Source organism: Shewanella sp. ISTPL2 (genome assembly GCF_013283205.1).
GTDB lineage: Bacteria > Pseudomonadota > Gammaproteobacteria > Enterobacterales > Shewanellaceae > Shewanella > Shewanella oncorhynchi.
The window spans coordinates 3,539,063-3,563,683 of sequence record NZ_JAAPAV010000001.1 but is presented as its reverse complement, the minus strand read 5'-3'; the positions used below and the strand labels follow the sequence as shown (position 1 = coordinate 3,563,683).

Annotated in this window: 18 protein-coding genes and 1 riboswitch; of the genes, 6 read left to right on the top strand and 12 right to left on the bottom strand. The window is 44.3% G+C overall.

Annotation, left to right across the window (positions count from 1 at the left end; genetic code table 11):
* Nucleotide 1: 1 nt before the first annotated feature.
* Together HUB64_RS15545 and HUB64_RS15540 are read left to right on the top strand one after the other, a co-directional pair.
* A complete protein-coding gene (locus HUB64_RS15545; RefSeq protein ID WP_173497353.1) occupies nucleotides 2–688 on the top strand; it encodes an exonuclease domain-containing protein in 687 nt (228 codons plus the stop codon).
* Between the two features lie 214 nt (nucleotides 689–902).
* Nucleotides 903–1,496, top strand: coding sequence for a lecithin retinol acyltransferase family protein (locus tag HUB64_RS15540; protein ID WP_173244179.1), 594 nt, complete (start codon nucleotides 903–905; stop codon nucleotides 1,494–1,496).
* An 87-nt stretch (nucleotides 1,497–1,583) separates the two neighbouring features.
* On the opposite strand, the gene HUB64_RS15535 is transcribed toward HUB64_RS15540, so the two are convergent.
* Together HUB64_RS15535 and HUB64_RS15530 are read right to left on the bottom strand one after the other, a co-directional pair.
* Entirely contained in the window at nucleotides 1,584–2,651 is a 1,068-nt protein-coding gene (locus HUB64_RS15535) for a ketoacyl-ACP synthase III (RefSeq protein WP_028760951.1), read from the bottom strand.
* A gap of 91 nt (nucleotides 2,652–2,742) precedes the next feature.
* The gene (locus HUB64_RS15530; protein WP_028760950.1) at nucleotides 2,743–3,414 is read right to left on the bottom strand and encodes a GntR family transcriptional regulator; all 672 of its coding nucleotides are present in this window, start codon (nucleotides 3,412–3,414) and stop codon (nucleotides 2,743–2,745) included.
* Between the two features lie 469 nt (nucleotides 3,415–3,883).
* Here HUB64_RS15530 and gmhB point away from each other — a divergent pair, with 469 nt between their 5' ends.
* On the top strand, nucleotides 3,884–4,432 hold the full coding sequence (gmhB, locus tag HUB64_RS15525) for a D-glycero-beta-D-manno-heptose 1,7-bisphosphate 7-phosphatase (RefSeq protein WP_168824129.1): 549 nt from the start codon (nucleotides 3,884–3,886) through the stop codon (nucleotides 4,430–4,432).
* A gap of 1,430 nt (nucleotides 4,433–5,862) precedes the next feature.
* Here gmhB and HUB64_RS15520 read toward each other — a convergent pair.
* The 3 genes from HUB64_RS15520 to gbpA form a co-directional block, all read right to left on the bottom strand.
* The gene (locus HUB64_RS15520) at nucleotides 5,863–8,019 is read right to left on the bottom strand and encodes a S46 family peptidase (RefSeq protein ID WP_173497352.1); all 2,157 of its coding nucleotides are present in this window, start codon (nucleotides 8,017–8,019) and stop codon (nucleotides 5,863–5,865) included.
* Between the two features lie 294 nt (nucleotides 8,020–8,313).
* Nucleotides 8,314–9,489, bottom strand: a complete 1,176-nt coding sequence (locus tag HUB64_RS15515) for an aromatic amino acid transport family protein (protein ID WP_173248682.1) — start codon at nucleotides 9,487–9,489, stop codon at nucleotides 8,314–8,316.
* 561 nt (nucleotides 9,490–10,050) lie between these two features.
* Nucleotides 10,051–11,496, bottom strand: coding sequence for an N-acetylglucosamine-binding protein GbpA (gene gbpA / locus HUB64_RS15510; RefSeq protein ID WP_173497351.1), 1,446 nt, complete (start codon nucleotides 11,494–11,496; stop codon nucleotides 10,051–10,053).
* A gap of 123 nt (nucleotides 11,497–11,619) precedes the next feature.
* Nucleotides 11,620–11,719, bottom strand: a riboswitch (cyclic di-GMP riboswitch).
* Between the two features lie 410 nt (nucleotides 11,720–12,129).
* On the opposite strand from gbpA, the gene HUB64_RS15505 reads away from it, so the two are divergent.
* Nucleotides 12,130–12,684 carry a TMEM165/GDT1 family protein gene (locus HUB64_RS15505; RefSeq protein ID WP_131524629.1) on the top strand — a complete coding sequence of 185 codons (555 nt, stop codon included), beginning with the start codon at nucleotides 12,130–12,132 and terminating at the stop codon, nucleotides 12,682–12,684.
* 50 nt (nucleotides 12,685–12,734) lie between these two features.
* On the opposite strand, the gene norR is transcribed toward HUB64_RS15505, so the two are convergent.
* Nucleotides 12,735–14,342: a nitric oxide reductase transcriptional regulator NorR gene (gene norR, locus HUB64_RS15500; protein WP_254451430.1), complete on the bottom strand. Its 1,608-nt coding sequence runs from the start codon at nucleotides 14,340–14,342 to the stop codon at nucleotides 12,735–12,737.
* Between the two features lie 227 nt (nucleotides 14,343–14,569).
* On the opposite strand from norR, the gene norV reads away from it, so the two are divergent.
* Nucleotides 14,570–16,099 (top strand): anaerobic nitric oxide reductase flavorubredoxin, encoded by a 1,530-nt coding sequence (gene norV, locus HUB64_RS15495; RefSeq protein ID WP_173497349.1) that lies wholly within the window; start codon nucleotides 14,570–14,572, stop codon nucleotides 16,097–16,099.
* Nucleotides 16,092–17,258: an NADH:flavorubredoxin reductase NorW gene (gene norW / locus HUB64_RS15490; protein WP_173497348.1), complete on the top strand. Its 1,167-nt coding sequence runs from the start codon at nucleotides 16,092–16,094 to the stop codon at nucleotides 17,256–17,258. Before norV ends, norW begins: the two co-directional genes overlap by 8 nt.
* Before the next feature lie 115 nt (nucleotides 17,259–17,373).
* Here norW and katB read toward each other — a convergent pair whose 3' ends face one another.
* The 6 genes from katB to fkpA all read right to left on the bottom strand — a co-directional run bounded on the left by katB (nucleotide 17,374) and on the right by fkpA (nucleotide 24,606).
* Nucleotides 17,374–18,849 (bottom strand): catalase KatB, encoded by a 1,476-nt coding sequence (gene katB / locus HUB64_RS15485; protein WP_173246491.1) that lies wholly within the window; start codon nucleotides 18,847–18,849, stop codon nucleotides 17,374–17,376.
* A gap of 324 nt (nucleotides 18,850–19,173) precedes the next feature.
* Nucleotides 19,174–19,416, bottom strand: coding sequence for a YgjV family protein (locus tag HUB64_RS15480; RefSeq protein ID WP_028761593.1), 243 nt, complete (start codon nucleotides 19,414–19,416; stop codon nucleotides 19,174–19,176).
* A gap of 82 nt (nucleotides 19,417–19,498) precedes the next feature.
* The gene (locus HUB64_RS15475; RefSeq protein ID WP_028761594.1) at nucleotides 19,499–19,936 is read right to left on the bottom strand and encodes a PaaI family thioesterase; all 438 of its coding nucleotides are present in this window, start codon (nucleotides 19,934–19,936) and stop codon (nucleotides 19,499–19,501) included.
* Between the two features lie 105 nt (nucleotides 19,937–20,041).
* Complete coding sequence (locus HUB64_RS15470; protein WP_173497347.1) at nucleotides 20,042–20,497, bottom strand: hypothetical protein; 456 nt, start codon at nucleotides 20,495–20,497, stop codon at nucleotides 20,042–20,044.
* Between the two features lie 110 nt (nucleotides 20,498–20,607).
* Nucleotides 20,608–23,220 (bottom strand): extracellular exonuclease ExeM, encoded by a 2,613-nt coding sequence (gene exeM, locus HUB64_RS15465; protein WP_173497346.1) that lies wholly within the window; start codon nucleotides 23,218–23,220, stop codon nucleotides 20,608–20,610.
* 618 nt (nucleotides 23,221–23,838) lie between these two features.
* Entirely contained in the window at nucleotides 23,839–24,606 is a 768-nt protein-coding gene (fkpA, locus tag HUB64_RS15460) for an FKBP-type peptidyl-prolyl cis-trans isomerase (RefSeq protein ID WP_131524662.1), read from the bottom strand.
* Nucleotides 24,607–24,621: the final 15 nt, after the last annotated feature.

The window sequence follows — 24,621 nt, the reverse complement described above, 5'->3', positions numbered from 1 at the left end:
TATGAATATATTGTTGCTGAAAACTCAGCTCAATTGGCGGGCGCTGCGTTGCCAACATCATTTATTTAAAGGCTATTATCAGTCGCTGTTGCCTCTGCTGGCAATGCCGTTATCCGAAGCGCCGTTAACGGCGATGGATTTGGAGATGACAGGGCTCAATCCACAGCAAGACCAAATTCTCAGTATTGGATTGGTGCCGATTGAGCGCGGTGAGATCCCGTTGGCACGCGCCGAACAAAAGTTAGTACAAATTCGCGGTAGTGTAGGCCAAAGCGCGACGATCCACGGCATTCTTGATAATCATTTGGTACAAGCCGTAACCATTGAAGAAGCCATGGGCTGGTTTATCAATCAGACCTATGGCCGCGTGCTGGTGGCACATCATGCCCCTTTAGATTGTCGTTTTTTACAGCAGGATTTATTGACGATTTATCATCAAGCCATTGTTTTACCTACAATCGATACTTTAATGATTGAAAAGCACCGTTTACTACGGGAACACTCAGTGATTAAAGAGGGGAGCTTGCGTCTCGGTGCTTGTCGCGAACGTTACAGTTTACCCATTTATACAGCCCATAGCGCACTGACCGATGCCTTAGCTTGTGGGGAATTATTACTCGCGCAAATGGCTGCTATGGGCGGTGCGGCAAAGCTTACCGTGGCTGATTTACTGCAAAAATCGACTTAGTCAGTGTTAACTAAAATCACTCTTTGTGGTGAGTGAATTCATTTGAGATGGATTGGTTTCACTTTGATTTCACTTTGATTTCATCTTAGGTTAATCACTGACAAGCTAAACTCAGTTGACATTTAATTCTCTGTTCAAATTCAACCTGCCGTTAACTTGGCAATCCAACCAACTTGTACTTCACTCTACTAAGTTGAGTGTGTAGGAGAATATGATGCCGTTACCTTTACTTTGGGTGGGTGGTGCCGTAATCGGTGCTGTTTTGCTGGCCGATGAGCGCGAGCAGCGTCAACAGCTTGAGCGTGACAGATTACTCGGTAAGGCTCCTAAGTCCCCCGTTGCCAATCGCGCTATGGTGGCACCGCCGAGTCAATGGCAAAAGGGATTAAAACAAGTATCGCCAATTCCTGGGAGTATCGTCTGTTGTTATGTTTTTGGTGTGATTGAGCATACTGGCATTTGGCTTGGTGATAATTGCCTCGTAGAGTTACATGGCTCAGGGTTGGTGCGGGCTGTATCGGTAAAGCGTTTTTTAGCGGGACGGACCGGTAGCCAAATCTATCTTGCCTGTAATCACCAACATCAGCCTCTTATTGCCGAGTCTGTGTTGCCCCGTGCTGAACAGGCGATTTATCAGTATCGGGAATATGATTTATTCGACAATAATTGCCATCGATTTGTCTGGTCTTGTATTAGTGGCAGCGAAGGCGTGATTAAAGGCTTTAACGAGTTAAATCAAAAACTCGCCGAACATTTTAATCAAGCTATCTATTGGGATGAGATGATCATTAGCAAGCTGAATGAATAAGCTCTGTAGTCATATACTAAAAAAGCCATCGATTAAGATGGCTTTTTGTTTTAGTGAAACACTATGTTATCGTTTTGCAGAAACCGTTTACGGCTTACAAAAATAATCTACAGCGCGTTTAACTAACTCTATGCCTGTTTTATCACAAGGCGGTAACTCGGCATCACTGATATTGATAGGTGTGACGCGATTTCCCCATTGCAGCAAGAGTGCGGCAGAGGTTAAGCCTGCGCCAAAGGCACAAGAGAGTATGGTTTGATTCGGCTTGATAATGCCTTGTTCTAACGCATCACAAATGGCAATTGGAATCGTCGCCGCCGAGGTATTGCCATAATTAGCGATGTTCACGAAGGCTTTTTCTTTCGGGATTTTCATTCGGCTAACTAAGGTATCAATAATACGTTCGTTGGCTTGATGCGGGATCACGAGATCCACTTCATCCTTATCAACACCACATTTTTCAAGCACTTTAGTGCTCAATTTATTCATTCCGTTAATCGCACGCTTGAAGATTTCTTGGCCATCGAATTCAATGAAAAAGTCCAATGAGTCGGCTGAGAATCTGTCCATCGCCGTGCCAAAGCCTGCTTTCAGAATATCACGACCTTCAGGATCGTTATTTAGCTCATAACCGAGCACGCCACCGGCAACATCTGTCGCTTCAACCACAACGGCACCCGCACCATCACCAAATAGCACTGCAGTTTCGCGGCGCGACCAATCTAAATAGAAAGATAAACGTTCAGCACCAATGACTAATACTTTCTTGCTCTGGCCACTCTTGATTTGTGAGCTGGCTAAACCTAAGCCATATAAGAAGCCACTGCAGGCAGCATTGATATCGAATGCTGCACAACTGGCGCCAATATTAGCTTGTACAGTGGATGCAATATTTGGGATCAAAGTGTCTGGGCTGGCACTGGCAAGAATGATCATGTCGATTTCACTGCCATCAATACCTGCTGCTGCGAGCGCACGTTGTGCTGCAACTGAAGCAAGTTCAGAGGTATTTACATGACTGATATGGCGCTGGCTGATCCCTGTGCGAGATTTAATCCATTCGTCGGATGTCTCGATAAAGGTCGCAAGATCATCGTTGGTCAGCGTGGCTGGTGGAACACATTTGCCCCAACCAGTGATAGTGGCGTACTGCATGGTGGTTTCTCTCAAATAAAAAAGGCAGAACCTGAGCGCTGCCTTGAATCGACAACAAAGCTTATCGGCAACTCTAATGGCCGTCCGTGATCTAGACCACCTGTTTGGCGACGAGATCTCGAATTGTCATTGCGGCATGCAGAATATGATGACGCAGTAGCGCCGTCGCTTTTTCTGTTTCTCTCAGTTTGCAGTGGTTGAGCAAAGCCCTGTGCTCATGCTCTGCGGCAGGAATTCCCCCCGCGAGCAATAACTGCAAACGAATGTATCTATCACAATTAGTATTGAGGCCGTGAACAACCTCAAGGGTGTGTGGGCGATTAGCCGCCTGATATAAGCAAGTGTGAAATTGCGTATTCAACTCGCTCCAACTGGCGACGGCATCTTCATGTTTGAAGGCCGACTCCAATTGTTCGAGTACACGTTCTGCTTTTTCTAAATCAGCCTCTTGAAGTCGTGGGATCGCTTTCGCAAGCAGATCGGTTTCGATCATTGCACGTAATTCAAAGAGTTCGGTGACTTGTTCGACGGATAAAACGGTCGCAGTCGCACCTTTATGGGGCTCAAACTTAACGAGTCCTTCAGCTTCGAGTTGCAATAATGCTTCTCTCACCGGAATACGGCTGACATTTAACGCTTCAGCCAAGGCACTTTGTCTGAGGGGTTCTCCTGCGGCTATGTCACCTGAAAGAATTCTCTCTCTGAGCACTTCCACAACTAACTGGGTGCGGGTTTTGTGGACGATAGGCGTAGTTCGACTCATTATTTCCGTCTATTTCGGGTATTTTCTCGTTATTTGCCCAAGATTACCGTTAAAAACACCACAAATAAAGGGAAATGCTTGATTGAGTGCAGCATCTCAGAGACTAACAATGCCCAAAAGACGGGGTTTTTTGTGGTTTTCTCTTACGATTTGAAGCGCATTCCTTGCGAGCGGCTTCGATGGCAACGGTGGCCATTATTTGTAAAAACGCTGTTCAGCTTCTTCGATTGAGTATTTTGATTAAAACAGTGTAATTACACATTTCACTGCTGGATTTTTTTTGGACTCTAATTTGGTGGGACAATTGCTATCTCGCATAGACACAAGCTGTGCATAGAGATTTGCCTGTACAGCCACGAAATATCACTAATGCGCAATTTAGCGCTAAAAGCATAACTTCGCGGTGCAATTTCTGATAATGAATGGAATAATAGCGCGATAACGCCTTAGGCGATTTGGGAGTATTACAGTGAGTCGAGCAGTATTTTTAGACCGTGATGGTGTGATTAACAAAGACCATGGTTATGTCCACCTAGTGGATGACTTCGAATATATTGACGGTGTGTTTGAATCTTGCCTCTCTTTAAAAGAAATGGGCTACAAGTTAGTTGTCGTCACTAACCAATCTGGTATTGCCCGTGGCATGTACACTGAAGACCAATTCCACAGCTTAACGGAGTGGATGGATTGGAACTTTGCCGACAAAGGGGTCGAGCTCGATGGGATTTACTATTGCCCACACCATGCCGAGAAAGGCATAGGGGAATATAAGGTCGATTGTGATTGCCGCAAACCTAAGCCGGGTATGCTTAATGATGCGGCGCAATTCTTAAAAATCGACTTAGCGAACTCAGTCATGGTTGGCGACAAAGCCGAAGATATGCAGGCTGCGAAAGCGGCGGGCGTGACTACTCGTATATTAGTGCGCAGTGGTAAGGTTATTGCTGATGACAGTGATGCCACTGTGGTACTCGACAGTATTGCCGATGTGCCGGCTTACTTAAAAAGCGTGGGTTAGTTGGAGTTCTACTACTTATAATCAGTTCATCATGAGCTGATTCGTCAACCAAGGTTGCGATATAAGCGGTGCCAGTTGTTGCTCTTGTTGGATAGAAATCAGAAGTAAAGCTATCTCGCATGAGATAAAGAGCTAACCAATAGGTTGGCTCTTGTCATTTCTAGCGCTGGATTAATCTCATCTTTGCCCTTAATTCAGCATAGATTCGATAATATTGGCGTTAAAACACACTTTTAGTTTAAAAATTGTGCGCTTGAATCGTTTTTCGTAATTATTCGCGCCAAAGGGGTTGCGGTAAAATCTGACATCCCTATAATGCGCATCCACTGACCCAGCGGGGTCAAGGGTTAAACGCTGAATAAGCTGCTAACCATGCTCTTTAACAATTTATCAAGCAAATCTGTGTGGACACTCACAGGTGTTGAGTTAATCGAAACTGCTTAACCTTCGGGTTGGCAGTAAAAAATTTAAATCAATGTTTTCAAGTCATTCTCCTCAACGAGAAGCGTGATTGAGTGTTCATAGTAATATGTACATACAGTAATGTATGAATTGAAACGTGATGCTTCTTAGTGAGCAAAGCGAATCAAAACAGTAGAATTCATTGAGCCGTTTGACGTAAGTCAAACAACAAAACTTTAATTGAAGAGTTTGATCATGGCTCAGATTGAACGCTGGCGGCAGGCCTAACACATGCAAGTCGAGCGGCAGCACAAGGGAGTTTACTTCTGAGGTGGCGAGCGGCGGACGGGTGAGTAATGCCTAGGGATCTGCCCAGTCGAGGGGGATAACAGNGCATTTTCTTTTTGATTAACTTGCCTGCTTTATCGACACCAACAGCATGAAAAACAGACTTTGCGATATCTAAACCGATTGTAGTAATCTTCATAGGTGGACCCGTCCTCTTTCTGATGAGTTTTAGCGACTACATCGTGGCCCATTGCGAGGCCGATTAAAAGTGGATGGGTCCATTCCATTATCCCTGTTTAACTGCCAGTTCGCCGTCCATGGCTCTCGTTCATAAGCTCAGAAACCCTAGGTTTCTATTCACCGTGTCGACGAGTCAATGCCATGGCGAACCTATATGCGTGGATACCTGCCAATGCTAACCCACTAAAAACTCTAACTAAAGATGCAGGTCCTCCGGCACTACTTTCCAACACATTTCAGTCTAAAAAAATATGTTGCGTATATATTTTCAATCCACTGGTTACGCTAATGCTAAAAAGGTGAGCTAATACCATAGCGAAGCTATCTCAACAGCTATCAGCAGTCATTGCACAAAAAAATAGCGATAAACCCAGTGAGTTTATCGCTATTTTGTTGTCTTGTTATTTCAGCATTCTTAAATCACTAAATCGCACTTGAATGCTGATAATCCAAATTCACTATGCCACTATAGGCCGCACCATTGCTGGTGCGGCAATGGATTACTTAACGATTTCCATCTCAGCTAATAAATTGTCGGCATGATCTAAATACTTCATTACCCACAGCATATAACGGCTGTCGACATGAATAGAACGGTTAATCTCATTATCAAATGCCCAACCGCCGATAATGCTTTCATACACACCGTCGAACAATAGGCCGACGAGTTCAGCGCGGCCGTTTAAGGTCGGTGAGCCAGAATTTCCGCCAGTAGTATCTAAAGTTGATAAAAAGTTTACTGGTACAGAATCTATTGATTTCATATAGAAATCACCATATTGCTTCTGCTTAATCAGCTCTAACTCTTTCTTTGGTGCATCGAATGGGTCAACACCTGTGTCCTTTTGCACTATGCCTTCAAGGCGAGTGAATGGCACAGCCACTAAACCGTCTTTTGGCGAGTAGCCTTTCACATGACCAACCGTGACACGTAAGCTTGAGTTAGCATCAGCATACACTGGCTTACCTTGCTCTAGGTTGTAAGCAATAATGGCATCCATATATTGCGGACGCACCTTCATTAGTTCACCCGCTAATTCTTTTTCTTTCTTTTCTTCAGCCATATCTGTGTCATACATAGCGACAGCGAATTGAATGAAAGGATCTTTAGAGGCTTTAAAATCGGCAACGGATTTATCCATCCACGCTAGGCGAACATCTTTCTTACCTAACTCAGTTTTGGCGTACATTTTATCTAAGGTTTTCGAAAGCTTAGCTTCACTAAACTTTTTATCGATACCAAAGGCTTTATCCAATGCGGGTAGGCGCTGATCTTCTGGCAGTGCGGCGTAGCGTTTTAGCATGTCGTGCAATACCGCTTTATCAACGCTTGGCGCATAACGACGGTCAATACGCTCCATGCTGGCTTTTAGACGTGTCATATCACGATCTTGGAAGCCCGGTTCACGCTGCATATCTGGCAGTTGTTTCTCGTTCGCGAGGCGATATAAGCTGCGCGCCGTCGGCAACATAGTCGTGCTGCCTATGTAGCTTAAGATCATGTCACGCTCTTGATGCGTTTTGCCTTTGGCAATCAAGGCATCTAATTCCGCTAAGGTTTTACCGTATTTCGCTTCACGACTGCTGTCTTTGGCAATCCACGCCGCAAGCTTAGCTTCGAGGGCTTTACGGTCAGCCAACATGGTTGATTTGCCGTAAAACTCGATCATAGAAGTGAAGTTTTTCGCGTAATTTGCAAGGCCAGCAATTTGACTCTCGTACTTAATACGCTCGTCGCTGCCCTCTGGCGCGGTTTCTTTAATGATCTCTATAAAGCGTTCACGCAGCATTTTGCCTTCGGGATAAGCCCACTCAAACTCATTTTGAACTTCAGTGGCTGTGCGATATCTGTTGGTGCGACCAGGGTAGCCTGCCACCATCACAAAATCACCCTCACTCACACCTTTAGCCGAGACTTTTAAGAAACTTTTTGGCTCGTATGGCACGTTGTCGCTGCTAAACTCTGCTGGTTTACCCGCTTTAGATACATAAGCACGGTAGAAAGAAAAATCGCCTGTGTGACGTGGCCACATCCAGTTGTCTACGTCGCCGCCGTATTTACCCACGCTCGCGGCTGGGTTATAGACTAAACGCACATCACGGATTTCCAATTGCTTAACCAGATAATATTCGAGACCACCGTGAAAGCTATACACTTGGCAACGGTAACCATCTTCTTGTTCACATTCAGCAACTAAGGCTTTTTCTTGGCTTTCAATGCCTTGATAGAAGGCGCTGCCCACTTTACCTTCAAGCCCGTTTTTAACTCGCTCAGTGACATTAGTGACATCTTCAGTCACATAGACACGTGAGCCAGGGGTTGCAGGTAATTCATCGGCGAAGGTCTTAGCTAAAAAACCATCCTGCAGCAGATTTTTCTCAGGAGTGGAGTTGTATTGAATGGCCCCATAGGCACAGTGATGGTTAGTCACGACTAGGCCCTTTGGCGATACAAATGATGCAGTGCAACCGCCGAGGCTTATCACGGCATTCATCGGGAATTCGGTGAGTTTAGAAATCGATTTTGCATCAATTTCAAGGCCTTTTGCTTTTAGCTCATCAGCCATTGCAGGCAGTTGATGAGGCTGCCACATACCTTCGTCAGCCTGTGCGCCAAAACTAGCGGCCACGGCAACTGTGAGTAACCATTTTTTCATTGTGTTAAGTCCGTTTTATGTGAATGAAGCCACGCGCAAGCTGGGCCATTTTCTCGTTTTAATAGCGTTGTTTTAATTTTAAATAACTGTGCTAAAACCCAGCATCACTCGCTTTAAAACCTAAAAAGCAAAAAGTCAGGCCGGGGCCTGACTTTATCACATGCGACACTCTCTATAACAGACTCTGAAAAACTCGCTTACAATGCAAATACATTTAATCAAAGTTACCCTGCCGCGTTCGCTAAAAGGCCTCACCTATCGCAATGAAATAACAATAAACTAAATTGCAATGAATTAGATCCCAACAAATAGCTGGGCACCCACAATCACGGCACCTAACAAGCCTGCAATGACTAATGCAACAGATCCGCCAGACACTTGATAACCACCGAGCTGCGACTGACGTTGACGCAGTGCCATAACAATGGGCAAGAAGATGATCATCACGACCAATGGTACGGCCGCAAATCCCAGTACCGCCACAAAGCCTTCAGGCAAATACAAGGCACACAAGACAGGCGGAATAAAGGTCAGTAACCAAGTTTGAATACGGCCGGCAAACGTTTCTTTGGCGCGAGTTAATTCGGCGATAAAGTCATATAAACTTAAGGTCACACCGAGGAATGAGGTCACTAAAGCTAAGTCAGCGAATAATGAAATACATTTGCTGATCCAAGGCGTATGAGCAATATCCTGCAATGCCGTGACGAGTGAAGGTAGTGAACCTTCAAAACTATTCACCTCATATCCGCCGACTGTGCCTAAAGTCACCAATAACCACAGAACATAACAAGCAAGTGGGATCGTCGAGCCGATTAACAACACCTTACGCAGTGATACCGCATCGCCATCAAGATAACGCACTAAGGTGGCGATACAGACGTGGAAACCAAACGAAGTAAACACCACGGGAATTGCCGCCATCCAATTGCTGGTCATCGACTCGGCAATCGCACCCGTTGCCATGCTAGCAATACTGACTTCGGGCAATAAAAATAATACCACCACCACGAGCAATAGAATCATTAACGAAAATAGGAAACGTGAAACTTTATCGACCCAAGCAACACCTAGCGCCGCAAAGCCACCAAGCACCAGTGTGAATAACAACACTGCGACTTGATTATCGAGCACGATATCGAACATGTTCTTCGCTTTAAGCACTAATAACGAAGAGCCGCCGGTGAGATAAGCCGCGGTCAAGGCAAATAATAAACTCAGGAAAGAAGCACCTTGAATTATTTGACCTTTTTTACCCAGTAACTTACCCGTAATAGCATGCACGTTATCCCCCACGCCAGTGCGTAAGTTAATTTCGAGCATAAGTAATGAGGTATAGGCGGACACGCCCCAAATAACGACGAGTAACACTAAGGCAGGGATAATACCTAAAGCCGCTGTGGCTAAAGGTAACGCTAACATACCTGCGCCAATGGCTGTCCCGGCAACGATGGCGATCGAGCCTAACATTTTTGAATTCACACAATAGTCCTGTTCAATAATTAATTATTATTTTATTTGAGTAAGATTTGAACCGATAAAGCCTTGCGTCTTAAATCGAAATAAGCGACACATCACTTAAAGCATCCAATCAGATCTCGACCTAGCAGATCAATTGGCCCCAATAGCTTTTGAATGTTTCAACCCAGTAGCCATTGAGGCTAACTAAATCGATTATTGAAAAATGGCATGACTTTCAATTGTGATAGCCCAAATTAATGTACCGATATAAGCATCGATTAAATAGATAGTTTGGGACATTAACAGAGCCAAACCCAGTGGGCAAGCCAGTTGTGAACAAAGAAGGGTAGCAAACGGTACGGTAACAACTTAATAGCGCTGTGATAAACGAAAATAAACAAGCCAACAAAATCGCTACCTTTGTTGAGAATACCTGTAATCTTGTATTAGGCTCGAATCAAAATAAAGCCAGTCTTTTTCCATCCGATGCAGACAAAAAGGGCTTAAACACACGGATATGTTTAAGCCCAATGACACCTTTTTGAAGCTAGGTTAGCTCAAAAAGTTAATTTACAGCTCAGTCCACGCCATAGCCCAAGAAGCGCCAACACCTGGCTCAAATCCTGTGGCAGAAGCCGACCACTGCACGCAATAGCCGCTATAAGGAAATGGCTTACATTGATACACTTTGCCATTTTTAGGCTGTAACACTGTAGTACCTGCAACGTAACCTTTCACGCCTGCTGGGAATACAAAATCAGCTTCTGGTGCAGGAGCTTGATCCTTTAAGAAGAGATCAAAGTTCTGCTGAATAACATCACCTTGTTTAGGCTCAGCTTTTACCTGCAAATGATAATGCCCAGCTTTAGGCTCAACGACGTCTAACACTAAGCTCGCGCTGGTATTGTTAACAGTTTGGCTCACAAAACCTGACGCGGTGCCATCATGGCTAAACAAATACGCTGACACTAGCATCTCAGCGTTACTGGTTACATCAAAGCTGACCTTCGCCGCACCATCGATAATTTGATAATCGTCGGCAAGTGAAGTGACTTCTAAGCTGTTGCCCGGAGCAGGAGCTAAATCAAATCCTACTTCGACACGCTCAATACCTGAGTTTTTCGCTGTAAAAATGTCGTTTTTGCCATACACAGGCTCAATCACACCCGATGCATTTTTTTGTCCCGCTTTTAACTGGGACTGCTGGGCATTAATCGCGCTCGCTAATAGGAAAGGCCAATTTTGTTTATCACCTTGAGTCGCATCACTAATGGTAATGACTGTTTGCTTAGCCGTTTGCTCACCATTGGCGTCAAACACCCGGGTCATCACTTTATCGCCTGCTTTTAGATCGAGTGACGGATTGATATCCCCCACATCTTGCCATTCACTCGGCACAACAGGACCAGAGCCCAAGTTCACATCGATAGCATTGTAGAAACTATTCGTCGTATCTCCCACTTCCCACACGGCCAAGATCACTTGATAACCACTGCGACCTTCTGGCACGTAGCAGTCATGGGTCACTAACTTAGGCGGCTGTTCCATACCACCATCAACTACGCAAAAGGGTGCTAAGTCAAAGCTCGCTCGACTCAAAGCTTGGTTTGGGTTCCAATCTTGGCGAGTTAAATAGTAACGCCAATTACGGGTGACATGGTTTGCTGTGAACTGCCAACTGAACTTATTCCAGCCCGCTTTAATATCCGTCTTTGCCCAACGGCTCGGACTTTGTTCATCCAAAGGTGAAAAAGCACCATTGCCAGCACTCGCCAATTTGCCATCAGCAGGACCTGATTCAGGAAAACCCGATGGCCCCTCAACACTTTGCGGCTCCCATTGCACCGCACCACAATTGGCATTTTTACCTGTTTTACAGGCATATGAACGCGATTCAGGTGCCACAACATAACCGTGCGCCTGCGCAGAGATACTCACAAACGCATTCGTCGCCATTACTGCCGCGGCCAATAAACTCAATTTAGAAATAGGGGAAAAAACAGTAGGATTTGCCACTTTAATGCACTCCATTGATTGCCTATCATCCTAAACATAATGATAGGCTTAGATATAAAAGTGGTATTTGGGCAAACAACAGCATTAAACAGCAGTCGTTTATCTTTCACAGAAATCGAATTCTGCGGCAACTCCGCTATCTTAGTTCACTAAAAAATCCATTTACAACCTTAGACCGGAAGCTTTGCGTCCTAACTTTTCAATTAGTTTGCCAAATACAGTCGTTATCATTGAGTCACTACGAGTTAACAGTATGTAACCAAGTAGAAATGACTTGGCTAAATTAGCAACAAAAGACAACGTTGTCAAAAAATAATTCATTTATATTCATTAAGTTACAGAATGTGAATCGGTATTTTTCTGACACCTGTCAAACATTTATCAGCACCTACTGTTATAAACTCGTGCTTGAAACTAAATCTTACCTAGGTATAATGCCCACCTCGCTTCGGGGGAGTAGCTAACTGGATTTCGAGCCATCGTCATCTAGGGTGAACATCAACATACTTGGCAACATGCCATGGTGTTCACAGCAAATAATAGATTTGCCCAGCAAGACCTGAGCACAATTACCGCACCTAGGGGTGGACGGTTTATTGTGCTTATGTCATAACCACCCCTAAAGGATCACACTTGGAAGCCCTACTTGCCTCAACCTTTACGGTTGCTATCGCCGAAATTGGTGATAAAACTCAATTGCTTGCACTAATCCTCGCCGCAAGATTTAAAAATAAAACCGCCATTATTTTAGGTATTTTGCTGTCGACATTATTTAACCATTTTGCCGCAGCTTGGATTGGTCAATGGGCCATTAACTGGGTAAGCCCTGATCTTGCACGTTATTTAGTGGCTGCGTCATTCTTTGCGATCGCTCTTTGGGTGTTAATCCCCGATAAAGTCGATGCAGAAGAGAGCCGTTTCTATAAAATGGGCCCCTTTCTCGCCACCTTTATTCTGTTTTTTATCGCCGAAATGGGGGATAAAACGCAAATCGCAACTGTGGTATTAGCCGCAAAATACGATTCATTAACTATGGTGGTTGCTGGCACAACCTTAGGCATGCTGCTTGCTAACGTACCCGTAGTGATCGCAGGCCACTTCAGCGCTGAAAAATTGCCTATGTTGTGGATACATCGTGGCTGCGCCGTATTGTTCGCACTCTTAGGCGTAGCAACACTGTTCTTCTAAGAATCGAGGCAGGGGTTTTGCTGCAGAATAAAATTTCTTCACGCAATATTTTATTCTTTTAAACCTAACCGTTTTGCAAGTCGGTGCAAATTACCTGTATCGATTTGCAATATTCTTGCACACGCAGCCCAATTTTGTTGATTCGCGGCTAAAACTTGACGAATAAGTTGACGCTGATATCTCTCCGTCGCAGCCTTAAGCCCCAGCATAACACTGGAATTATCTTGCGATTGTCCCTCACGACAGGCCGACTCAGACCTAAATGCTAATTCACTGGCTAGCGTTGCGGCATCTGATGGCCTATCTTCGTCGACTGTTCTGTGTGCTTGATTCATCAAAGAATCGAGCTGAAAATGTTTATCACTTAAGCTGATATAAGCCGTTTTTAGCTCGGCTTTCGCCAACACCGCAGCCCTGTGTATCGCATGCTCTAGCTCACGCACATTACCCGGCCATGTATATTGCTCTAATAACTGCTGCGCTGCGGGTGTGATATTGATATGGGTGAGTCCTAACTTCGCTTTACAACGTTCAAGAAAAAAACCTGTCAGCATAACAATATCTTGCCCACGCTCTCTTAATGGTGCTACGTGGATAGGAAATACGCTCAACCTATGGTAAAGATCGAAACGAAAGCGCCCTTCCGTTGCCTCTTGGTGCAAAATTCGATTAGTGGCAGCAATAATCCGAGTATTCACTTTTAGGCTCTTATCACTGCCCACTCGCTGTAATTCACCGTATTGTAAAACCCTCAATAACTTAGCTTGCAGCCCCAAGGGAAGCTCCCCGATTTCATCTAAAAACAAGGTCCCCTTGTCAGCGAGTTCAAACTTGCCTTGCCTATGACTGATTGCCCCCGTAAATGCCCCTTTTACATGCCCAAATAACTCGCTTTCGGCGACGGACTCAGGCAATGCAGCGCAGTTTAAATAGATAAGTGATTTATCGGCTCTGGTCGATTGATTATGTATCGCCGCGGCCACTAACTCCTTACCCACGCCAGTTTCGCCAGTAATTAATACCGATAAATCAGTGCCTGCCACGGCACTTATCTGCTGCTTTAGCGATTGGATCTGTGTGGATTGCCCTATGATCTCCTGCTGACTAGCAGGACGATTGAGCACCTCAGTGCCATTGGAAACTTCAACAACTTGGGATTCTAGCTGTTGCATCAATAACGCAGTATTAAGACTGGCTGCGGCCAGTGCGCTGATCACACGCAACTCGCTATCACTAAAACCATCAAACTGATGAGGGTTGAAACCATCAATGGTGAGCGCCCCTATTAAGCGATCGTTCGCGATTAGTGGTAAACCAATGCAAGCATGTACATGTAAGTTCGCACTATGATGTGGAATTAAACCATCATACGGATCGGGAAGTTCACTGTCGGCCGGGAAACGAACCACATCGCCAGCACGGGCGATAGCCTCTAATCTCGGATGTTCACTAATTTGAAAGCGACGCCCTAACACTTCGGCAAAGAGCCCATCTATCGCCAAGGGGACAAATTGCTGCTCCCGAAATGCCAATAATGCCGCAGCATCACAATTGACACGCCGCCTGACCACTGCCAACAAACGCTCAAATCTGTCTTGCGTCGACACGCCGACAGTTAAATCTAAGGCTAACTGAGTTAAATCAGCATGGGCACTCATAGCACATCCACAGTCAAATAAAGTCATATTGACAACAGTGTAATGTCAATTTGACCAATATCAAACTGTCATTATGACACTACTAAGTGATTTCAAAATATTAAAATACGTTAATACTAATAAAAATCAATACATTAGAATGTTGGCATAGTGAGTGCAATTAGAGATTTAACTAAATAAGCAAGATTTACGTAGCGCATTCATTATTAATTATCACAGGTGTATTTATGACTATTCATGTAAAAAACAATATCCACTGGGTGGGTCAACGCGATTGGGAAGTGCAAGATTTTCATGGTACTGAGTACAAGATAACTAAAGGCACAAGCTACAATAGCTACCTTATCCGTGAAGAAAAAACCGTGTTAATTGATACAGTTGATCATCGGTTTAGCCAGCAATTCTTACAAAATCTTGAAGCTGAAATTAATTTAACCGACATAGACTATATTGTGATGAACCATGCAGAGGAAGACCACTCAGGCGCCCTGACTGCATTAATGGCCAAAATTCCTAACACTCCAATTTACTGCAGTGAAAATGCGGTCGACTCCATTGTAGGACATCACCACCACCCAGAATGGAATTTCATTACCGTAAAGACAGGGGATAGTTTAGCGATAGGCAATGGTAAGCAACTGATATTTATCGAAGCACCTATGTTGCATTGGCCAGATAGCATGATGACATACCTCACCGAAGATGCGGTTTTATTCAGTAACGATGCCTTTGGCCAACACTATTGCGACGAACATTTATTCAATGATGAGGTTGATCAAAATGAATTAATGGAACAATGCCTACGGTACTACTCAAACATTTTAACGCCCTTTAGCAGCCTAGTAACGGCTAAAATTCACGAAGTATTAAGCTTTAATTTACCTGTAGATATGATCGCAACTTCACACGGCATTGTGTGGCGTGATAATCCAGCCCAAATTATTCACCAATATTTAGCTTGGGCCGACGCTTATCAAGAAGACCGCATCACGATTTTCTACGACTCCATGTCCAATAATACTCGCATGATGGCCGACGGTATCGCTCAAGGTATCCATGATGTTGACCCCAATGTAGCGGTAAAAGTGTATAACGTCGCACGTCATGATAAAAACGAAATCCTTGCACAGGCATTTAGGTCAAAAGGTATTTTAGTCGGCTCATCCACCATGAATAATGTGATGATGCCTAAAATTGCCGCCATGCTTGAAGAAATCACGGGCCTGCGTTTTCGCAATAAAAAGGCGGCAGCTTTTGGTAGTTATGGCTGGAATGGCGGCGCAGTCGATAGAATTCACACTCGTTTGATGGATGCTGGTTTTGAAACCTCAGTGGGATTAAAAGTCAAATGGCGTCCCGATCGAGATGCGATGCAAGAATGCCGTCAGCACGGCCAGCGAATCGCGCGAGAATGGGCATTGCGGCCCCTTGATAGCGCTAATAGTCGCTCTATCATTAATCAAGTCATGTCAAAACCTAGCCAAGCCACCACGGCCAGTCAAACAGCTGAAAATACTGCTACTAATAACGTCCCTGTGACAGCACCGATTGCAACAAAAGCGTGCGAATTAAATGATACACAATCAATGATTTGCACCGTTTGCCAATGGATTTACGACCCTGAAAAAGGAGAACCTAATCAAGATGTCATTGCTGGCACACCTTGGACTCAAGTGGCCGAAGACTTCCTCTGTCCCGAATGTGGCCTAGGTAAAAGCGTTTTCGCTGTCATAAAAAATGAGGTGACTAATGTCTAAACCTATCGTCATTATCGGCAGTGGATTCGCGGCATATCAGCTAGTCAAAACACTGCGACGTTTAAACCGCGAACAACCGATTACAGTTATCACAGCCGACTCTGGTGACGAATACCATAAACCAGATTTAAGCCATGTGTTTAGCCTTAAAAAAATGGCGTCAGACCTCATAAAATTGACCGCGACTGAATTTGCACATGAGCAACAAATTGATGTAATAAATCACTGTGAAGTCATAAAAATAGATAAAGTTCGTCAGGTAGTCTGTTGCCATCAAGGACGCGAAATTGCGTACAAAAAATTAGTGCTTGCCACGGGTGCGCGACCCTTTATTCCGCCTATAGAGGGGGATGGCGTCGATATCATCCACACAGTTAACAGCTTAATGGAGTATCAGGCCTGCGAAGCAGACATCCATGGCGCGAGGAGAGTACTGGTTATCGGTGCTGGTTTGGTCGGAGTTGAACTGGCAATGGACTTAGCAACTGCAGGTAAGCAAGTGTTTTTGGTCGATCCACAAGCGAGCTTAATGCCGAATATGCTACCCGAAATGTTAAACCACAAACTGACCGCTGTACTAAAGCAGCATAACGTCACAGTGCAATTGCAAACCCGAGTCAGCCAACTGCAACACCAAGATGGCAGTATCTCTGTGTGCCTAGATAATGACCAGCGGTTTATTTGTGATGCGGTTATCTGTGCAGCGGGACTTCTCCCTAACAGTCAACTTGCCCAGCATGCGGGGCTAGAGGTCAATAAAGGTATCGTCGTTAACGAATGCTTACAAACCAACGATGCCCATATTTATGCGCTAGGTGATTGCGCCCAAATCAACGACCAAAATAGGGCCTATTTGCAACCTGCGTTACTGAGCGCCAATGCACTGGCGAACACATTACTGAACCAACCGACAGCAGTGAATTTTCCCGCCATGCTCATTAAAGTGAAAACGCCACTGTTACCTATGCAACTCAGCGGTATAACAGTGAATGGCGTCCATCGCTGGCAAGTCGATATTGATGCTCAAGGAAGCTGTATTAAAGCATTCGACGTGGATGAAACATTTATAGGATTTATCGTAACCGAGGATAAAATGCAGCAAGCATTTGGATTGTTAAAGCAGCTAAATAGCCCTAACGCGGCACTCATCGCGGCCTAAGAGCACATTAACGAGAATGTTAATATTATTGTCGCTGATAATAAAAACTGAGTAGAGGCTTTCTACTCAGTTTTATCGTTTCTACTATTATTCAAACATTCGCAACAGCAATAGTTTAAAGACCTAATGCCAGTTTAATACGTTGTCCGTAATCCGCATCGGCTTGAGTAAAATGCGCCACCATACGTTGCTGCACATCTAAACTCGCTTGACTTAATGAACCCGAAATTGTTGCCACTAGGCGCGCTTTCTCAGCTTCAGAGAAGATGCGATACAAATTACCCGCTTGGGTATAATCGTCTTGGTTATAACGACTGTAACGCGCCGCTTCACCTTCTAAACGCAATGGTGGTTCGCTAAAGTTTACTGGCTCAACCAAGGCATCAGCAGTGCTGTTCGGGCCATAGTTTGCCGAAGCGTCGCCACCAGTTTGACTGCCATGATAAGGACATTGTGTACCCGCCATCGCACCTGCACGTTGATGGTGATTTGCCTTAGCGGCATGCGGGCAATTCACTGGCAATTGGTTGTAGTTAGCACCAATGCGGTAACGCTGCGCATCGGCGTAGGCAAATAAACGTGCTTGTAACATCTTGTCTGGTGAAGCCCCGACGCCTGGGACCAAATTACTAGGTGCTAATGCCACTTGCTCAACTTCAGCAAAGTAGTTTTGTGGCAGACGATTCAGCTCTAATACACCAATCTCAAGTAATGGATAGTCGCTATGCGGCCAAACCTTAGTTAAATCAAATGGATTGATATGGTAAGTATTGGCATCCGCCTCAGGCATAATCTGCACATTAACCGTCCAACGCGGGAAGTTACCATCAGTAATAGCAACCACCATATCGCGCTGCGATGAATCGGGATCAATCCCTTTTAATTTATCAGCCTGTTCATTGGTTAAGTTGACCACACCTTGCTGCGATTTAAAGTGGAACTTCACCCAGAAACGCTCGCCCTTGGCATTCCACAGCGAGAAAGTGTGTGAACCATAACCGTGCATTTGACGGTAGTTCGCCGGAATACCACGATCCGACATCAAAATGGTCACTTGATGCATGGCTTCTGGGTTCAATGACCAAAAGTCCCACATAGCCTGCGGATCTTTTAAGTTTGTCTTGGGGTTACGCTTTTGCGTATGAATAAAGTCTGGAAACTTAATCCCATCTCGTAAGAAAAAGGTCGGCGTATTATTACCCACGATATCGTGATTACCACGGGCAGTATAAAAACGTAAACCAAAGCCACGTGGATCGCGCTCTGCGTCGGCAGAACCCATTTCTCCACCTACGGTCGAGAAACGAATAAAGGTTTCGGTTTGCTTACCAACACCATTGAAATGGTCAGCAATGGTGTAATCGCTTAAATCTTTAGTCAGCGTAAATGTGCCATAAACCCCAGTACCTTTAGCATGCACGATACGCTCAGGAATACGCTCACGGTTGAAATGGGCTAACTTTTCAATTAAATGCCAATCTTGTAATAGCAGAGGACCACGTTCACCCGCCGACAGTGAGTTTTGATCGTCGGCCACTGGGGCGCCGTTTTGGCTCGTTAAGTACTGGCTTGTTTGATGTTGTTGACTCATGCCCTGCTCCTTAGTCTTGATTGCTGGTTAACCAGGTTTCAATTAAATCGTAAATGGTGGCCATGGTTTATCTCCTTGGCTGGCGACGTGTTGTCGATAGAGCAAGAATAGAGAATTACCGTTTGAGAATAAAGCGATTAAACTAGATTTATATAATCTAAAAAAAAGATTAAAAATGAGTTTAGCAAGACTGTTAATGAATTACACGGACTCACAGCCAATGGTCCGCTCACATCACTTAAGATGCTGTTGAAAAACCAAATAGCTGCTCAGGACAATGGATCGAAGTGCGGTGCGAGAAAGCGGAGTTAAGCTGATACACCATTAACTGCTGGATAAGTCAGCTTCACGATAAAGCTTAACCAAATAATAAGTGTCAATCAGCACGATAAAAAAGTTAACTAAGGCAACAGGATAAGCCCCAATTGCCACACCGTAGGCCACAAATAAAGCCGCACCAATGAGATTCCACCAGCGCAGTTTCTTAATGTTTGACATCATCAGTGATATTGCAACGACCACTGAAGCTAAATAACCAACCCATTCCCAAATTGTAGCGTTATCCATATCCAATCCTTATCTATATATTATTTAAATCAAACGATTGATACGCCAATCACACCACAGGTAATAAGCTGGCTCATTGCATTTAGCGTTTAACGACAGCCGCCGTCATCCGTGAAATACAAGTCAGTTCACCCGCACTGTTGTGGATTAAAATCTCCCATACAGAGCTGCGCTTCCCTAAGTGGATAGGCTTAGCCGTGGCGGTTAATACCCCATTACGGGAAGCCCGTAAGTGGTTAGCGTTAATTTCTTGACCGACACAATAGTACTGCTCAAAATCCACCGCGAAATTTGCCGCATAGCTGGCAACGGTTTCAGCAAGCGCGACATTCGCGCCACCATGCACTATGCCCAAAGGGTTATGCACCGCCGGACTGGCTGGCATAGTGGCCTTCATGTAATCGTCGCCAATCTCACTGATCTCAATTCCTAAAGTCTGCATCAAGGTGCCTTTGCCACCCATACCTGCGTCTAAACGCGCGCAATCCTCTAACGTTACAGCTCTAAACCAAATACTCATTGCAACTTCCTAGTCAATAAAACCAATCAGCAGTTTACTGTGAAGTGGATGAAGTTCAACTAGTTTACTCTTAGCTGCTCACATCAATATCAGCAAAAATAAGGCTCAAACTAACCAAGATTTAGTGGTACTTAGCTGACTAAACCAGACAAGAAATAATCCCCACACCACGACTACACTTGGCATAATTAACGCGTCGGCTCCTAGCACCACAGCCGCTTGCTGAATGCAAAATACATAGGTCATTTGCAACAAAATAGCGATAAGCGAGGCGACCAGCACTTTATAAGCAATTAATTTTCTGAATAACAATAATAAACATCCTAGAACCCCTGAAACCACGGCAAAGCCAAACACAGCATCAACCCAAATTGGCGTCGTTTCATAGAGTGTAATTTGATCTGGGCTCATCTGTGCGAGTGCATCTGGCGTCATAGTCATTTGCATCACAAAAGCCATCAGCCCCATGATATTCCACAACAAACTGAGCGTTGCGACAAAGTAAAACCACAGTGGCGCCTTGATATTCATGGTTTTCAGCGGATTTGAGGTGGTATCCATACTCACTCCTAATAAAAACTGAAAAAAAGAGATAAAAAAGGGATGGTTAACCATCCCTTTGTTTCAGTCTAGCTCACAAATTGCACTTGTGAGTTAACCCCATATACAGGTTAACGGCGACGACGCTGCAAACCAAACAAGGACATCAGTGCTAAACCTAAATAACCTAAAGCACCGCCATCATCTTTAGGCTTTGGCTCAGGTTTTGGCGGCACTACTGGCGCAGGATAACTTAAAGCAACAATCACAGGATCATGATCCGATGCAGAAAAAGCATTTTCAGATTTAACCAGATCACCAGAGAACTTCTTACCGTATTCAAACAGGCTAGATTCCACTGAGTTGATATGCCAATCTTCAATATCCACTAAACGTTTGGCTAAGCTAGCATTGGCTAAAGCATGATCTAAGTTACCTAACTCGCCGTTATAGCTATAAGAGAAAGTGCTTGCACCGTGGGCTTTCGTGTTCAAGTTGATAAAGCCATAACCTTTTTCAATCTTGCTGCCTTGGCGTTCAAACACTTTGCCGTCGAGCGTCGTCCACGAAGCGGTCAGGATGTCACGCTCTGACTTGCTCGCATCGAAGTCGGTTAGTACACGGATAGGATCCTCCATACCATAGGCATTCATATCACCGATGATCAGTAAGTCGCCTTTCACGTCTTTTAGCGTTTCACCCAAGACTTTCGCTGCAGATACGCGGAAAGCATTACACTTGCCCTGTTGATCGGCAGGATCAACTGACTCTTCGAAGTTAACCCAATCTTCTAAACAACCTGAGCCTTTAGATTTCAAATGGTTAACGACTACGGTCAGAGACTCATCATGGATTTTAAAGGTTTGCGCTAAGCTGTGACGTTGATAAGCATCATTGCCAGGGTTAGTCTCAGTTTTGCCATCTTTTGTGCGAGTCACGCTGCCAGCACTGGCGTGCTGTTCTGGAGTACCGATAACTTGTGCTGCCCCCGCTAAAGCCACTTTACCACCACGGTATAACATGCCGACAGTGATCGCATCTGTACCAAAGTACTTGCCGTCATACTTATCAGCATCGGTGATTTCAACAAAGCTATAGGCGTTTTCAGGCGTCTGCTTGTCATTTAGTGCATCGACTAAATCCTTAATCGCACTCTTCTCACCAAAACCGTTGTTAGCAATTTCCATCAAACCGACGATATCGGCATTCATGGCGGTAATAGCGCTAACGATTTTAGTACGTTGTAGCACCATTTCTTCCAGCGTTAGAGCGCCACGGTTACTGCCTGATGGATTGGTATCGCCACCATCAACATCGTTAAAGAAGTTCAGCACGTTAAAGCTAGCCACGCGCAGATCTCCCTTAGTTGCAACACTTGGGGCTTCGGTTCTATCGTCACCACGGATAAAATCACCCGCTGTAATAGTATTAGTCGCCACTAAACGATAAGCGCCGTAGCTGTAACCAATCACACCTTGCAGGTTAGTCAGTTGATCGCCAACACGGATGTAACCCGTTTCCACATTGAAATCAGGGAAGTATGGAATAACACCATTGGCAGGCTTGTAATCGGATTCGATAAAGAGTTGGTTTTCGCGGTTAGATTTAACTAATGCTGTTGCTTCAGCAGAAAGCGCTGGATACAGCTGTGTAGGCTTCATCAAAGGTGCTTGATATGACACTAGCATGTTATTGCGACTACCCGCATAGTCGAAGCTGAAGGTGCGGCTGATTTTAAGATCGCTGCCCGCATCTAAGGCCACATTCATGCCTTCATAGCGCTCTAATGCTTGCGCTAAGGTTTCGCCATCGGCCACATAGAAAGGTGCGGCAACAGGGACTTCACCCTTAGCGCCAACATCAAATTTCTTATCGGCTTTAATATCGATTTGAGTTAAGCCAAAGTATTCTTTCACTTTACCCTGCACACACACTTCAACCCCAGGTTGAATCGCTTCAGGTGCAGCTTCACCTAAGAATACAAATACACCATCAGAGGTATACGGTGAGTTATCACCCTTAACTTCTTGTAAGTAAAAACCTTTAAACAAGCTTTCACCACGGGCAGTCACGACGCCACGCACAGTCACTTCGGCTTCAGATTCGAATGCCCCTGCTGGTACAAATGGGCTCGACTCGCCCGCACCTTGTACTTGATAAATAGGCACAATTTTAGCGCCAGTACAGCTAAAGAGCGGCACTTCTGGCTCAGCAGGCGTTTCTAGAGAACCTAAACCAGAGAAGGTATCTTTAGGTAATTGTTCCCACTGGGCGGCATTAAATACTGTATTCGCCACTAACGCATCTAATTTACGTTTTAAGGTAACGTCTAATCCCCAACCCGTTGGCGTCGGCACATCACCAATAATATCGATGACTGCATCATCTTTCATTAAGGCAACCGCATCACCGCCATTAAAACTTAAACTACCAGAGTAACTATCAACCCCTTGAGCAACAGTAATAGTACCGCTAGTATTTAAAATAACTTTTGTCGATTTTGCCGCAATAGTTTGACCACCTAAAGCCACCATATCCGACGCAACAGTAGCACCATCTTTATAACGAACCAGTTTATAACCCGCGAGATCAATTGCCGTATCGCCGCTGTTATACAGTTCAATCGCTTTATTATTTGAGCTACCTTCAACATATTCGGTGATCATCACATCTGCGCTTGCCATCATAGGCAAAGCCGCTGCAACAGCTAAAGAAATAGCCGTTAATTTATTAACATTATCCATATCATCAACCCCATTATTATAATATTGCCGCTAACTTCTATTAACGTGCGAGCGGATTATTTCAGAGTTGAATGCGTAAAAAAAGAGGGCAAGATCGCACATTGCCAATGTAACACATTGATGAGTAACTAATTATAGACACCTCACTGTTCACCTAACAGAACATGATGGTAAATCAAAAGTATTAGCCATGTAAAAACAAACAGTAAGAGCAATACACATAAGCTCAAAGCATCTAGTGTCCAGCTCAAATAATAATCAATATTTTAATGTGATATTTTGATGATATTATTCGGTATGCAATACCCAATAATATATAAGGAACACGGGTCCTTAAAAGGTAATGGATATAATTAAAACTTAATTTAGCATTCATTATTTTGAAATAAACATAACAGTCAAACTGCTAAAGTGGATGATTTATACCCTTGGTTATTGCAGCAGATTAATGTTGATGATGGGTATAAAAATGAAACATAAAGCCAGTCTGAGAACCAACGACTGTAAGATAGTGAGCTCAATATTAAAACAATAATGCGAATTTTACAGACAAAAAAATACCGCTCATTTAGGAGCGGTATTTTCAATAGCGGCGTATTACACGTCGCAGCTAATCAATTACTTTTTAGCAGGTTCAGCTACTGGCGCTGCAGAAGCTTTCTCGATTGATTTCAACTCAACTTCGAAAATCAACGTAGAGTTTGGTGGAATAGTACCAGTATCACGTACGCCATAGGCTAATTCCGATGGGATCACAAACTTGAACTTAGCGCCAACAGGCATTAATTGCACGCCTTCAGTCCAACCTGGAATAACGCGATTCAAAGGGAACTTAGCCGCTTCGCCGCGTTTATAAGAACTATCAAACTCAGTACCGTCAAGTAAAGTACCAACATAATCCACTTCTACAGTGTCTTCTGCGGCAGGCTTTTCACCCGTGCCAGGAGTTAATACTTCATATTGTAAGCCAGACTCAGTTGTCACTACACCAGGCTTAACCTTGTTTTCTTCAAGGAATTTTTTACCATCTTCGATATTTTTCGCAGAAATCGCTGTGGCTTGTTCCTGACGTTTATCGTTTAACTTTTTATCTAGACCTTGAAGAATGGTTTGCATTTCTTCTTCGGTTAAACTTAATTGGTCATTCAGACCATTAGTGAAACCAGTGACGATCAGAGTGCGATCAACTGGCAGGCCTAATTCTTCTTGCTCTTTGATATGGCCAGACATATAACGACCGATTGAAGCGCCTACACTGTAAGCTTCTTTTTGAGCTTCAGTCGTTAATTCAACATTTGTACTCGTAGCTGCTTTTTCTTCTTGATTACAAGCAGATAGGCCAATAATAGCCAATGCAACTAACGATAATTTATAAATCGATTTCATTAAAGCTTCCTCAGC

Coding starts and splice junctions, on each gene's coding strand:
- HUB64_RS15545 (WP_173497353.1), top strand. CDS start 2: ATGAATATATTGTTGCTGAAAACTCAGCTCAATTGGCGGGCGCTGCGT.
- HUB64_RS15470 (WP_173497347.1), bottom strand. CDS start 20,497: ATGGATACCACCTCAAATCCGCTGAAAACCATGAATATCAAGGCGCCA.
- norV (WP_173497349.1), top strand. CDS start 14,570: ATGACTATTCATGTAAAAAACAATATCCACTGGGTGGGTCAACGCGAT.
- HUB64_RS15535 (WP_028760951.1), bottom strand. CDS start 2,651: ATGCAGTACGCCACTATCACTGGTTGGGGCAAATGTGTTCCACCAGCC.
- fkpA (WP_131524662.1), bottom strand. CDS start 24,606: ATGAAATCGATTTATAAATTATCGTTAGTTGCATTGGCTATTATTGGC.
- HUB64_RS15520 (WP_173497352.1), bottom strand. CDS start 8,019: ATGAAAAAATGGTTACTCACAGTTGCCGTGGCCGCTAGTTTTGGCGCA.
- HUB64_RS15480 (WP_028761593.1), bottom strand. CDS start 19,416: ATGGATAACGCTACAATTTGGGAATGGGTTGGTTATTTAGCTTCAGTG.
- norW (WP_173497348.1), top strand. CDS start 16,092: ATGTCTAAACCTATCGTCATTATCGGCAGTGGATTCGCGGCATATCAG.
- HUB64_RS15515 (WP_173248682.1), bottom strand. CDS start 9,489: ATGTTAGGCTCGATCGCCATCGTTGCCGGGACAGCCATTGGCGCAGGT.
- katB (WP_173246491.1), bottom strand. CDS start 18,849: ATGAGTCAACAACATCAAACAAGCCAGTACTTAACGAGCCAAAACGGC.
- HUB64_RS15530 (WP_028760950.1), bottom strand. CDS start 3,414: ATGAGTCGAACTACGCCTATCGTCCACAAAACCCGCACCCAGTTAGTT.
- HUB64_RS15475 (WP_028761594.1), bottom strand. CDS start 19,936: ATGAGTATTTGGTTTAGAGCTGTAACGTTAGAGGATTGCGCGCGTTTA.
- HUB64_RS15540 (WP_173244179.1), top strand. CDS start 903: ATGCCGTTACCTTTACTTTGGGTGGGTGGTGCCGTAATCGGTGCTGTT.
- norR (WP_254451430.1), bottom strand. CDS start 14,342: ATGAGTGCCCATGCTGATTTAACTCAGTTAGCCTTAGATTTAACTGTC.
- exeM (WP_173497346.1), bottom strand. CDS start 23,220: ATGGATAATGTTAATAAATTAACGGCTATTTCTTTAGCTGTTGCAGCG.